This is a genomic window from Pseudoalteromonas sp. OANN1 (assembly GCF_024124685.1).
Lineage (GTDB): Bacteria > Pseudomonadota > Gammaproteobacteria > Enterobacterales > Alteromonadaceae > Pseudoalteromonas > Pseudoalteromonas piscicida.
Genome location: NZ_JAMXSE010000015.1, coordinates 68,689 through 82,123, shown reverse-complemented (window position 1 = coordinate 82,123; position 13,435 = coordinate 68,689). Strand labels below are relative to the sequence as shown.

The window sequence follows — 13,435 nt, the reverse complement described above, 5'->3', positions numbered from 1 at the left end:
TTATAGAAAATAAAAATGCCGCTGAGTAGCGGCATTTGACACACGATTTATCATTTTTGCAAAATTTAGCTCATTGCGTTTTGCAGCTTTTTCATTGCTGACTTTTCTAGCTGGCGTACACGCTCAGCCGACACGCTGTATTTCTCAGCTAAATCTTGTAGCGTTGCCTTTTCGTCAGCAAGCCAACGTGCACTTACGATATCTTGAGAACGCTCATCAAGCGTTTTCAGTGCTGCAAATAGGCGGTTATGTGACTGCTCTTGCCACTGCTCTTGCTCAACTTCTTCGGCAAGGTCACTACTAGTGTCTGTTAAATACTGTACTGGAGAGAAGTTACCCGCTTGGCTTTCGTCATCATCAGCAGATAGGTCAAAGCCCATATCTTGGCCTGCCATACGAGATTCCATCTCGCGAACTTCTTTCTCACTTACACCAAGCTCGTTTGCAACCGTTGTCACTTCGTCTTGGTTAAACCAACCTAAACGCTTTTTATTTTTGCGCAGATTGAAGAATAATTTACGCTGCGCTTTTGTCGTCGCAACTTTAACAATACGCCAATTCTTTAATACATATTCATGGATTTCTGCTTTAATCCAATGTACCGCAAAAGAAACAAGACGCACACCCACGCTTGGGTCAAAACGCTTAACTGCTTTCATCAATCCAATATTACCTTCTTGGATCAAGTCAGCCTGAGGTAGGCCATAGCCCGAATAACTTTTTGCGATGTGAGCAACGAATCTCAAATGAGACATAATGAGTTGCTTAGCCGCGTTAAGATCCCCTTCTTCCTGAAGACGTGTCGCAAGTTTTTTCTCTTCCTCAGCGCCAAGCATAGGTATTGTGCTTACAGATTGAAGGTAACCTTCAACACTTGCGCTTTGCTGCCCAGTTAGTGCTAATGCGTATAAATCTTTAGTCATGTTTCACCTCAGTGATAAACCGTTTCGTGTATATTTAGCACTCTAACATCTAGAGTGCTAAATGCAATCTACTTTATCTGATTTTTAAAATCAACCTTTTTAGAAGAACTTCAAAAATAAAATGTAACCTACTGAATAATATTGAAAATATTGAATTAACTAGGCTTCTTTTTACGATATTATTTTTTTATGACAGTGCTAAATTTAATTAGTTCTGATTGTTTGAGTGCTAAAATCTGATAGTAATTGGCAATCGACTGCTACACTTTAGCAGTCGATTGGTGTTTGTAGCGTTAAATCATACCTTTTCAGGTTCAATCTCTTTGATATAACGGTGTACAGAAAGAAAAGAGCCTACAAACCCTAAGGTAATCGCAGTGCCAAGTAGCACTAAAAGTTCATTCCCTGCCATTCCCTGAAGCACAAAGTTGCTTTGATATACCCCAACAACCGTAGATACGGCTGACTCCAGCCACCACAACATAAGAGCTACACAGATAAAGGCAACCAAACCACCTACTATGCCATACCATACACCAGTCCAAAGAAACGGAGCCTGAATAAAGGTATTGGTCGCCCCCACCAGTTTTAGCACTTGGATTTCTTCTTTCTTGTCCATGATGGATAAGCGTATGGTATTTCCAATAATCAAGATAACGGCGCTAAGCAATAGAAACCCCACGGTGATCACACTTTCTTTTAGTAACCCCAGTAGTGCATTTAGGCGCTCTAGCCATTCAATATCCAGCTTACCAAACTCGACCTCGCGCTCTTTTTCAAGTTTAGTGAGAAGCTCTGTTGCAGCTTGTGGTTTTCTAAAACGACTAACAGGCGTTACCAGCACAACATTAGGCAGCGGGTTTTCTTCTAAATAGTTAAGCGCCTGACCAAAGCCAGACATAGACTTAAATTCATCCAAAGCTTGGCTTTTACTTATCAGTACTACTTTTTCTATTTCTGGATAGAGTGCAAGCCGCTTCACCAAGGTTTGTGTCTGTGCTTCTGTCATTTCATCTTTAACGAACAATGATATTTCAGATGCCTCTTTAAACCCGCTACTTACCTGCTGTACATTTTTCACTACCACATAAAGCGTCGCGGGCAATGTCAGGCTGAGTCCCAAAACTAGAATAGTCATTAAAGAGGCCATTGGCGTACGCCACATTTCCCCAAGACTCTGTACACCTTGACGAATAATCATCAAACAAAAAAAGTAAAAATGATGAAATACCGACTTTTTACTCTGTTCAGCCTGATTTCCTCGTCCTTTAAACAGCAAACTCATAACGTGTCCTCCGCTAGCGGATCTTGTAGCATGCGTCCTTGATTAAGCGTGAAGCTACGGTATTTCATGCGTGCTATTAACCCCAAATCATGAGTCGCGATAAGAACGGATGTACCACGGCGATTAAATTCTTCAAATAGGTTCAGAATTTCCATCGATAGTTCTGGGTCTAAGTTTCCCGTAGGTTCGTCTGCAAGCAGCAAAGGCGGTGAGTTAACAATCGCTCTTGCTATGCCAACACGTTGCTGTTCACCTCCAGATAACACACTCGGATGGCACTTTGCTTTATCAAGCAAACCCACCTTGTCCAGAGCGGCATGTACTCTTTTGGTGATCTGTTTATGGTGAGTACCTTCAATAACTAAAGGTAGTGCGACGTTATCAAATACGCTGTAACGTTCGAGTAGGCGGTGGTTTTGAAAAATAATCCCAATATCTCGGCGAACAAAAGGAACCTGCCGGTTAGATACCGTATTGAGATCGACACCATTAATGTAGACACGGCCTGCTGATGGCCTTTCCATCACGCTAACCAACTTTAATAATGTACTTTTACCAGCGCCACTGTGGCCGGTTAAAAATGCGAGTTCTCCATTTGCAAGTTCAAAGCTCACTTTTTCCAGCGCTTTGTGCCCACCAGGATAAGTTTTGCTCACTTGCTCAAATTTAATCATGTTGGCCTCTTATACTTATTTTAACCATGACACTCAGTCCGTGGCATTGTAGCAATTCGGCAATCGAATAAAGCGGGCAAATTTGCCCGCTTTATTGCAACTGATGTCTCTATTTATTCTTGACTGAACAATGCCTCGATAAAATCATCACTCTTAAAGGTGCGTAAGTCATCAATGCCTTCACCTACACCTATATATCGAATTGGCACCTTAAACTGATCCGCCACAGCAAAGATAACCCCACCTTTGGCTGTACCATCAAGCTTAGTTAACGTGATACCAGTTAAGCCAACTGCTTGATTAAACAGTTTTACCTGACTAATCGCATTCTGACCAGTTCCGGCATCAATCGTCAACATCACTTCATGTGGCGCGTCTGGGTCTAACTTTTTCATTACTCGAGCAATCTTCTCAAGCTCTTGCATTAGGTTATCTTTATTTTGTAATCGACCCGCTGTATCCGCTATTAATACATCGATATTTCTCGCTTTAGCGGCTTGGAAGGCATCAAATACCACCGACGCAGAATCAGCACCTGTGTGCTGGGCAACAACAGGGATACTATTTCTTTCACCCCATACCTGCAACTGCTCTACCGCAGCCGCGCGGAAAGTATCGCCAGCCGCCAACATGACGGATTTACCTTCGCTTTGAAACTGTTTGGCAAGCTTACCGATTGTCGTCGTTTTACCAACGCCATTTACGCCGACCATTAAGATAACGAAAGGTTTCTTGTCGGCAGGGATCTCAAGCGGTTGCTCTGCCGTTTTTAAGATCTCTGACATTTCTTTTTTCATTAGGTCATATAAAGCTTCACCGTCTTTTAACTGCTTTCTATCAGCAGCATCAGTCAGGTTATCTATCAGCTTCATTGTGGTTTCAACACCAATATCAGCCGTTAGCAATTGCGTTTCTAGATCTTCGAACAGCTCATCATCGATTTTTTTGCCTTTGAATACCGAAGCAAAGCCTGAGCCGATATTGGCCTTGGTTTTCAACAAGCCTTTTTTAAGGCGGGAGAAGAAACCTTCTTTTTTCGGCTTTTCTTGTTCTTGAGCTAATTGAGCCTGACGTTCTGCTTCTTCACGTTCAGCTTGTTCTTTAGCTAACTGTGCCTGACGTTCGGCTTCTTCACGCTCAGCTTGTTCTTTCGCTAATTGCGCCTGACGTTCTGCTTCTTCACGCTCGACTTGCTCTTTTGCTAATTGTGCCTGACGTTCTGCTTCTTCACGCTCGGCTTGCTCTTTTGCTAATTGAGCCTGACGTTCCGCTTCTTCACGCTCAGCTTGTTCTTTCGCTAATTGTGCCTGACGTTCTGCCTCTTCACGCTCGGCTTGTTCTTGAGCTAATTTTGCTTGACGTTCTGCTTCCTCACGCTCAGCTTGTTCTTTCGCTAATTGCGCCTGACGTTCTGCTTCCTCACGCTCAGCTTGCTCTTTTGCTAATTGAGCCTGACGTTCTGCTTCTTCACGCTCGGCTTTCTCTTTTGCTAATTGTGCCTGACGTTCTGCTTCCTCACGCTCAGCTTGTTCTTTCGCTAATTGCGCCTGACGTTCTGCCTCTTCACGCTCGGCTTGTTCTTGAGCTAATTGTGCCTGACGCTCAGCCTCTTCACGCTCGGCTTGTTCTTTCGCTAATTGTGCCTGACGTTCCGCTTCTTCACGCTCGGCTTGTTCTTTCGCTAATTGTGCCTGACGTTCCGCTTCTTCACGCTCGGCTTGTTCTTTCGCTAATTGTGCCTGACGTTCTGCTTCCTCACGCTCAGCTTGCTCTTTTGCTAATTGTGCCTGACGTTCCGCTTCTTCACGCTCGGCTTGCTCTTTTGATAACTGTGCCTGGCGTTCTGCTTCTTCATGCTCAGCTTGCTCTTTGGCTAACTGTTCTTGGCGTGCTGCTTCCTCACGCTCAGCTTGTTCTTTCGCTAATTGCGCCTGACGTTCTGCTTCTTCACGCTCAGCTTGCTCTTTGGCTAACTGTTCTTGGCGTGCTGCTTCCTCACGCTCAGCTTGTTCTTTTGCTAATTGTTCCTGACGTTCTGCCTCTTCACGCTCAGCTTGCTCTTTCGCTAACTGTTCTTGGCGTGCTGCTTCCTCACGCTCAGCTTGTTCTTTTGCTAATTGTGCCTGACGTTCTGCCTCTTCACGCTCAGCTTGCTCTTTCGCTAACTGTTCTTGGCGTGCCGCTTCCTCACGCTCAGCTTGTTCTTTTGCTAACTGTTCTTGGTGTTCAGCTTCTTGTTGCTCTTTATCGGATTTACCAAAGCCCAACCAAGATAAAAATTTGTTTTTCTTTCCCATATTCACTTATGACCGTGTTAGATAAATTGCATAAACCCAAAGCAAAATGTTGATGATCTTGCTACCATACTCGAAAACGCCAATCCGCATCAGCTTATTGCTTTTACTTGGATTGATATCACACTTAATTTTGGGCTCGAAAGGCAAGCCGAGGATGGCAACCTTAGTGCTTAGACAAAATTGCGTGCAAGTGTACCATGTTCCGTAAGGATGAAAAATCCTGACACCAAGAACCTTTAATAAAGAAGCAAATTACGTCGCTATGAGAAAATCTAAGCCTAAGTCAAATACCAAACAGTCTGGTTTCATCCGCCTGATCAGTGGTAAGCATAAAGGTCGCAAGTTACCAGTTCATGATGTTGTGGGATTAAGACCAACAACAGATAGAATGAAAGAAACCGTTTTTAATTGGCTCATGCAGGACGTAAGAGACGCAAAAGTACTCGATTGCTTTGCCGGTGCTGGCAGTCTAGGATTTGAGGCGATTTCACGCTTTGCAGCAAGCGGAACCTTTATCGAACTGGATAAAACCGCGGCGACGCAGCTTAGCAATAATGCAACTTTACTCAAACTGGATAACGTTGAAATCATTAATACCGACGCGTTAACCATGCTGGCAAATAACCTTAAGCAACAACAATATGACTTGGTTTTTATTGACCCACCCTTTCGCAAAGGGCTTGTGACTCCTTGTTGTGACTTACTTGAGTCACAATCTTGGCTCAGCGAAGACGCACTCATCTATGTTGAATTTGAACAAGAGGCACAACCTGACACACCAGAAAATTGGCAAGTGATTAAAGAAAAGCATGCAGGACAAGTGATCTGCCGCCTTTATCAACGCTGAAATTCCCTCATAAAGAATGAAAAAACAGCCGTTAGCGTATGACATGACAGGGCTGGTGTTTTTAGCTATAATTTAGGCTTTACATGCGGTCTTGCTTCAGATTACAATACCGCACCATTTTTGAACCAATTGGCTAGTTTTTAGCCAGATAGAGCTAAGCTCATTAATTAGGTAGGTGAATTTTTAATGCCAGTAATTAAAGTAAGAGAAAACGAGCCGTTTGACGTTGCACTACGTCGTTTCAAACGTTCATGTGAAAAAGCAGGTATCCTTTCTGAAGTTCGTCGTCGCGAGCACTACGAGAAGCCAACTGCTGAGCGTAAGCGCAAAAAAGCTGCAGCGGTTAAGCGTCACATGAAGAAGCTTTCTCGCGAAAACGCACGTCGCGTTAAATTATACTAATCAGTATTGGTCTTGTATCAATGAGCTTATTAGTTACGCTAAAAGACGCGCAAAAAGAAGCGATGAAAGCCAAAGAGAAACTTCGTCTTGGCGCGATTCGTGCGGTACTTGCTGAAATTAAACAGCGAGAAATCGACAACCAAACTACACTAGACGACGCAGGCATTACTGCGGTTTTAGTTAAGTTGGTTAAGCAGCGTCGCGATTCTTATACCCAGTATAAAGATGCAGGGCGTGAAGACTTAGCTGATATCGAAGCTAACGAAATTAGCGTACTTGAGACATTCCTTCCTAAGCCACTTAGCGAAGATGAAATTGTCGAGCTAATTGATGCCGTGATTGCACAAACTGGTGCGTCAGGCATGCAAGACATGGGCAAAGTAATGGGTGCGATTAAAGCAGAAGCTGAAGGTCGCGCTGATATGGGTAAAGTCTCTGGTTTAATTAAGCAAAGACTTACCGCTTAAGCCCACATACAATTGTATGATTGATAAGTGAACCGAGCCTAGTGCTCGGTTTCTTCGTTTTAGGCGTCATGTGTACCAATGCAGTACTGATAAAATATCTCACTTGAATTAAGTTGATTTTTTCTCGTTGCTACTTGATATAATGCGCTCACTCACTAGTACAACTTCGGAACATAAATGAAAGGCAAAATCCCTAGACAGTTTATTGATGACTTGCTCGCAAGAGCGGACATTGTCGAGCTCATAGACGGTCGTGTGGGATTGAAAAAGGCAGGAAAAGACTATCAAGCCTGCTGTCCATTTCACAATGAGAAAACACCTTCATTTACCGTGTCACGTGATAAACAGTTTTACCATTGCTTCGGCTGTGGTGCTAATGGCAACGCGATATCCTTCTTAATGGAATACGATAAGCTTGAGTTTGTCGATGCTATTGAAGAATTAGCCGCCCTATTAAACTTAGAAGTACCACGCGAAAATGCCCCGCAAGGGCCACAGCGTTCAATGGAAGAAAAAAAGTCTGACTATGACTTAATGCTCCAAGCCGCTAAGTTTTATCAGCACCAGTTAAAACACCATAGCAATGCCACTCAAGTAATTGACTACGTAAAAGGGCGCGGACTGAGTGGCGAAACTGTCCAAAAGTTTATGATTGGTTATGCACCACCTGAGTGGGAGTCATTGTGTAATCAAATAGCCCGCAAGCCTGAGCACAAACAACAGCTGCTCGATTTGAAATTAGCATCAGAAAAGTCAGCTGGCCGTCAATTTGACTTCTTCCGCGATCGCTTGATGTTCCCTATTCGTGATAAACGCGGTCGTGTCATCGCATTTGGCGGAAGGATAATGGGTGCAGATCAAGGCCCAAAATATCTAAACTCGCCTGAAACACGCATTTTCCATAAAAGTTTCGAGCTTTATGGTTTTTATGAAGCTAAACAGGCCCATAAGCAATTAGATAAAGTCTTGATTGTGGAAGGCTATATGGACGTCGTTGCCTTAGCAGAAAAAGGCATTGATTACGCCGTTGCCGCATTAGGCACTGCAACCACAGCTGAACACATGCAAACTTTGTTTCGTAATACCGACAGAGTGATCTGCTGCTACGACGGTGATAGAGCTGGCCGCGATGCAGCTTGGCGTGCACTTGACCATGCTTTACCTAACTTAAAAGACGGTAAGTCTCTACAGTTTGTCTTTTTACCTGATGGTGAAGATCCAGACTCATTGGTACAGCAAGAAGGCAAAGATGCCTTTGAAGCACGGCTGGAAACAGCAAGCGATTACACGCAAGTATTGTTTACCAAATTACGTGAGCAATGCGATCTTACAAATGATGCAGGCAAATCCAAGCTGCTTACCGATGCCATTCCACTGATCAGCAAAATACCCAGTGACTACTACCAAGAGAGTTTGTTAACCACCTTAGCCAGGTTAATTGGTCGTACTCGTGAGCAGCTTAGTGCTAAATTAGCAAGTAACAAACAGCAAAATAAAATTGAGCGCCAATTTAAAGTCACGCCGATGCGTCGAGCGATTGGCTTACTGCTCCAACATCCACAGCTTGCGCAAACGGTTGAGTATATGCCTGAACTCGGTGAAATGGCGATCCCTGGTATTCAACTGCTGCTGAGCTTACAAATGTTATGTCACGATAACCCGCAAATAAACACAGCACAGTTACTTGAACATTATCGCGACCAAGCTGAATTCGATGCCTTGAAAAAGCTTGCGGTGTGGCAACATGGCGTTGCTGAAGATAGGCTAGAAGACGAATTTAAAAATACTTTTCAATTTATTGAAGATCAGTGTTTAAATTATCGCCTAGAGACCCTATTAATAAAGGAGAAAACCGAAGGCCTAACAAATGATGAGCGGCTAGAATGCGCACTCCTTACCCAAGCGCTTAAACAGTAGAAGTTCTAGTCAATAGCAATTTTCGGTGCTATAATGTTCTATTCACTGCGTCATCAAAATTTAGCTGTTAAATAGCTGGCGCCTGTTGTATCAACTTTTCAGAGTGGAAGCAAATTTCTCTATGGATCAATCTCCTCAGTCACAACTCAAACTTCTGATTCAGAAAGGTAAAGAGCAAGGTTATTTAACTTTTGCAGAAGTTAACGATCATCTTCCACAAGACATCATAGACTCAGATCAGGTAGAAGATATCATCAGCATGATCAACGACATGGGTATTCAGGTCTCTGAAAATGCGCCTGATGCTGATGAGTTGATGATGCAAGAAACAACAACAGATGAGGATGCTGCGGAAGCAGCGGCTGCGGCATTAGCAACAGTAGAAAAAGAAATTGGCCGCACAACTGACCCTGTTCGTATGTATATGCGTGAAATGGGTACGGTTGAACTTCTAACTCGTGAAGGCGAAATCCAAATCGCTAAGCGTATTGAAGAAGGGATCAACCAAGTACAGATTTCTGTTGCAGAATATCCTGAAGCTATTACTTACCTGCTAGAGCAATGGGACAAGTACGAAGCAGAAGAAATGCGCCTAAGCGACATTGTTTCTGGTTTCTTTGATCCTAATGCTATCGAGGAAGACGAAGCGCCAATTTCAGCAACACACATCGGTTCTGAGCTAAGTGATGAAGACTTAGATGACGAAGATGATGATGAAGATGATGACGATGATGACTCAGAAGAAGGCGATTCAGGTCCAGATCCTGAAGAAGCTCGTGAGCATTTTGAACAACTTCGTACGCTGTACAATAAAGCGCGAGAAATTTTTGAAAGTAAAGGTCGCTCGCACCCAGATGCGAAAGCTGCAATTCAGGAAATCGGCGATCACTTCCGTACTTTCAAGTTAGTTCCTAAGCAATTCGACCGCATGGTAAACAACATGCGCGACATGATGGATAAAGTGCGTGTTCAAGAACGCATCATCATGAAACAAGCAGTTCAGATTGCTAAGGTACCGAAAAAGGTTTTCGTTAAGCACTTTGCTAACAATGAAACCGATACCGCATGGATCGATGCTGAAATTGCATCAGGTGAAAAACACTCAGCAAAACTTGCTGAAGTAAAACCTGAAATCGAGCGTTGTGTTAACAAGCTTAAAGCGTTTGAAGATAGCACAGGTCTTAGCATTGAGCGTATTAAAGACATCAACCGTCGCATGAGTATTGGTGAAGCAAAAGCTCGCCGTGCGAAGAAAGAAATGGTTGAAGCGAACTTACGTCTTGTAATTTCAATCGCTAAAAAGTATACCAACCGTGGTCTGCAGTTCTTGGATCTGATCCAAGAAGGTAACATCGGTCTGATGAAAGCGGTTGATAAATTTGAATACCGTCGTGGTTATAAGTTTTCAACATACGCAACTTGGTGGATCCGTCAGGCGATTACTCGCTCAATTGCGGATCAGGCAAGAACTATCCGTATTCCAGTACATATGATTGAAACAATCAACAAGCTGAATCGTATTTCTCGTCAAATGCTGCAGGAAATGGGCCGTGAGCCAAGTCCTGAAGAATTGGCAGAACGTATGATGATGCCTGAAGACAAGATCCGCAAAGTGTTAAAAATCGCCAAAGAGCCGATCTCAATGGAGACGCCTATTGGTGATGATGAAGATTCACATCTTGGTGACTTTATCGAAGACACTACTATCGAGTCGCCGATTGATTCAGCAACGATGGAAAGTCTTCGTGGCGCGACCAACGAAGTGCTGGCAGGTCTTACCGCTCGTGAGGCTAAAGTACTACGTATGCGTTTCGGTATCGATATGAATACAGACCACACATTAGAGGAAGTGGGTAAACAGTTTGATGTAACACGTGAGCGTATTCGTCAGATTGAAGCTAAAGCGCTACGTAAGCTGCGCCACCCTTCTCGCTCAGATCTATTAAAGAGCTTTTTAGACGTTAAGGGCTAAAAAGTAGCAAATAAGATTAAGGCCGCTATTCAGCGGCCTTTTTTATATTAATTGGATTAAATAGGTATACACACATGGCTTGGATCCAAATCCGAATTTATTCAGATAAAGCCGATGCCGATACTTTAAGCGATATGCTTATGGATGTCGGTTGTCCGTCTGTCACATTCATGGATAGTAAAAACAATCCCGTTTACGAACCAAAACCTGGCGAAGTCATCTTATGGCCTGAGACAACGGTGATCGGTTTATTTGAAGCGAACCATGATATGCAAGCAGTCGTTGACTTTGTCCAGTCACAATATGACAAGCCGTTAAACTACAAGCTTGAACAGCTAGAAGACAAAGACTGGGAACGCGAGTGGATGGATAATTTCCACCCAATTAAGTTTGGCGAGAGATTATGGATTTGCCCAAGCTGGCGCGATGTGCCAGATCCCAATGCCGTCAATGTGTTACTAGATCCAGGCCTTGCATTTGGTACTGGTACTCATGCGACAACCGCACTTTGCCTGCAATGGCTAGAACAACAAGACCTCAGTGGCAAAACGGTCGTTGATTTTGGCTGTGGCTCTGGGATCTTAGGCATTGCAGCAATCAAATTAGGCGCTGAGCGTGTGATTGGTATTGATATCGATCCACAAGCGCTGATCGCAAGCCGCGATAATGCCGAGCGTAATGGCGTCGCAGATAAACTAGAAGTGTATTTACCTGAAAACCAGCCGCAATTCAGTGCTGATATCGTTGTTGCTAATATTCTTGCACAGCCGCTGAGAGAGCTACACGAAATCATTCTCGGCTTCTTGGGCGACAAAGGCGCCATCGCTATGTCTGGTATTTTAGAAGAGCAAGCGCAATCCGTTGCGGATGTTTACGCACCATTTTTAAAGCTAGACAACATTGCCCAACAGGGTGAATGGACGCGCGTCAGCGGTGTGAAAAAATAAGGCTGCTAACGTAACGCTGACAAAAGTATCAGCGAGTCAATGAAAGTTAGTAAGTTTTAACTGGTAAAGCCTGTAATTAACAGGCTTTACGCATTTTTCACAGCTTAAATTTTCGGCTCAAATTGTACCTTTAAAATTGTTTTTGCATAAATTTCGTGCAAATTATCTGGGCTCTCAGGTTGTTATCAAATGTCAACCCATAAAGTTCAAAAAAAAAGCAATTATGTTCAATTTATAACCTTTGATTTTTGCGAAAAAAACCGTAAACTTAGCGCCCCTTGAGGTAAGGCGGATTAAACTGTAGTGCGTATTGGTCCATACCAACTTGAAAACAATCTTATCGTAGCACCAATGGCTGGGATCACCGACAGACCGTTTCGACAACTGTGTCGACGTCTAGGTGCTGGGCTTGCGGTATCAGAAATGTTGTCTTCAAATCCAAAAGTGTGGAAAACCGATAAGTCGCAAAATCGCATGGATCACAGCGGTGAATCGGGCATTCGCTCGGTACAAATCGCAGGAGCAGATCCTGAGTTGATGGCGCAAGCAGCACAATTTAATGTCGCAAACGGTGCGCAGATCATAGATATCAATATGGGCTGCCCCGCTAAGAAAGTGAACAAGAAGCTTGCAGGCTCAGCATTGTTGCAATATCCAGAGTTGGTTGACGAAATCGTAACCGCTGTGGTTGCTGCCGTTGACGTACCTGTGTCGTTAAAAATCCGTACAGGATGGGACACAGACAATCGTAACGGTGTTGAGATTGCTCGCATAGCTGAACGTCGAGGCATTGCTTCGCTAGCCGTGCATGGCCGTACAAGAGCATGTATGTATAAAGGCGAAGCTGAATATGCCACGATCAGAGAAATTAAACGTTCAGTATCTATTCCTGTGGTAGCAAACGGTGACATTACGTCTCCTGAAAAAGCGAAGCAGGTGCTGGAATACACGGGCGCAGATGCCATTATGATTGGTCGAGCCGCCCAAGGTCGTCCTTGGATTTTCCGAGAAATAGACCACTATTTGCGAACCGGTGAACATTTGCCAGAACCTGAAATAGCAGAGGTTCGAGCAATATTGATGGAGCACTTAGTAAACCTTCATCAATTCTATGGTGAGCCAATGGGAGCGCGCATCGCACGCAAGCATGTATCTTGGTATTTGCAGGCCCATGACCAAGAAGGTCAATTTAGGCGAGTATTCAATGCCTTGGAGACGCCAGAAGCGCAAATCGAGGCATTAGAAGACTATTTTGAAACATTAGGGTGAATGAATTTATTCATCCTTCAGGCTAACTAAGAAAGAGACATAACGATGTTCGAACAAAATGTGACTTCTCCATTTATTACTAACGCTCATGTTCAGTCACAAGAGAAACCGCAACCTTTGCGCGATGCAGTTAAAAAAGCTGTACATCACTACCTAAAGCAGCTTAATGGTCAAGACGTACAAGACGTTTATGAGTTAGTTCTTTCTGAGCTTGAAGCGCCTCTACTAGAAGAGGTTATGACTTATACTCGTGGTAACCAGACTCGTGCAGCGATCCTTTTAGGTATCAACCGTGGCACACTTCGCAAGAAGCTAAAAAAATACGGCATGAACTAAGCACTGCTGGTAAAATTTAGTTGATAAAAAAGCACCTTCGGGTGCTTTTTTATTGTTTAAAATTCAGCAGCTAGCGGACATTTATCCTTTTCATATCGC

General features: G+C 43.6%; 12 protein-coding genes. 8 read left to right on the top strand and 4 right to left on the bottom strand.

Going from position 1 to position 13,435, the window contains the following annotated elements; translation table 11 throughout:
- Nucleotides 1-65: 65 nt before the first annotated feature.
- From rpoH to ftsY, 4 genes are all read right to left on the bottom strand, one after another.
- Entirely contained in the window at nt 66-923 is an 858-nt protein-coding gene (gene rpoH / locus NH462_RS13520; protein WP_010374102.1) for an RNA polymerase sigma factor RpoH, read from the bottom strand.
- A 298-nt stretch (nt 924-1,221) separates the two neighbouring features.
- The gene (gene ftsX / locus NH462_RS13515; RefSeq protein ID WP_010374104.1) at nt 1,222-2,208 is read right to left on the bottom strand and encodes a permease-like cell division protein FtsX; all 987 of its coding nucleotides are present in this window, start codon (nt 2,206-2,208) and stop codon (nt 1,222-1,224) included.
- Nucleotides 2,205-2,882, bottom strand: coding sequence for a cell division ATP-binding protein FtsE (gene ftsE, locus NH462_RS13510; protein ID WP_017218471.1), 678 nt, complete (start codon nt 2,880-2,882; stop codon nt 2,205-2,207). The genes ftsX and ftsE overlap by 4 nt, the downstream gene beginning before the upstream one ends.
- 113 nt (nt 2,883-2,995) lie before the next feature.
- The gene (gene ftsY, locus NH462_RS13505) at nt 2,996-5,179 is read right to left on the bottom strand and encodes a signal recognition particle-docking protein FtsY (RefSeq protein ID WP_253106040.1); all 2,184 of its coding nucleotides are present in this window, start codon (nt 5,177-5,179) and stop codon (nt 2,996-2,998) included.
- Nucleotides 5,180-5,441: 262 nt separating this feature from the next.
- On the opposite strand from ftsY, the gene rsmD reads away from it, so the two are divergent.
- From rsmD to fis, 8 genes are all read left to right on the top strand, one after another.
- Nucleotides 5,442-6,026, top strand: coding sequence for a 16S rRNA (guanine(966)-N(2))-methyltransferase RsmD (rsmD, locus tag NH462_RS13500; RefSeq protein ID WP_010374109.1), 585 nt, complete (start codon nt 5,442-5,444; stop codon nt 6,024-6,026).
- Between the two features lie 186 nt (nt 6,027-6,212).
- On the top strand, nt 6,213-6,428 hold the full coding sequence (gene rpsU / locus NH462_RS13495) for a 30S ribosomal protein S21 (RefSeq protein WP_010362466.1): 216 nt from the start codon (nt 6,213-6,215) through the stop codon (nt 6,426-6,428).
- Between the two features lie 20 nt (nt 6,429-6,448).
- Entirely contained in the window at nt 6,449-6,895 is a 447-nt protein-coding gene (locus NH462_RS13490; RefSeq protein WP_010374111.1) for a GatB/YqeY domain-containing protein, read from the top strand.
- A gap of 177 nt (nt 6,896-7,072) precedes the next feature.
- On the top strand, nt 7,073-8,812 hold the full coding sequence (gene dnaG, locus NH462_RS13485; protein WP_017218469.1) for a DNA primase: 1,740 nt from the start codon (nt 7,073-7,075) through the stop codon (nt 8,810-8,812).
- 121 nt (nt 8,813-8,933) lie between these two features.
- On the top strand, nt 8,934-10,784 hold the full coding sequence (gene rpoD / locus NH462_RS13480) for an RNA polymerase sigma factor RpoD (protein WP_010374116.1): 1,851 nt from the start codon (nt 8,934-8,936) through the stop codon (nt 10,782-10,784).
- Nucleotides 10,785-10,858: 74 nt separating this feature from the next.
- Complete coding sequence (gene prmA, locus NH462_RS13475) at nt 10,859-11,731, top strand: 50S ribosomal protein L11 methyltransferase (protein ID WP_253106038.1); 873 nt, start codon at nt 10,859-10,861, stop codon at nt 11,729-11,731.
- 303 nt (nt 11,732-12,034) lie between these two features.
- A complete protein-coding gene (gene dusB, locus NH462_RS13470; RefSeq protein ID WP_045962649.1) occupies nt 12,035-13,000 on the top strand; it encodes a tRNA dihydrouridine synthase DusB in 966 nt (321 codons plus the stop codon).
- Between the two features lie 45 nt (nt 13,001-13,045).
- A complete protein-coding gene (gene fis, locus NH462_RS13465) occupies nt 13,046-13,336 on the top strand; it encodes a DNA-binding transcriptional regulator Fis (RefSeq protein ID WP_010374122.1) in 291 nt (96 codons plus the stop codon).
- The last annotated feature ends 99 nt before the right edge of the window (nt 13,337-13,435 follow it).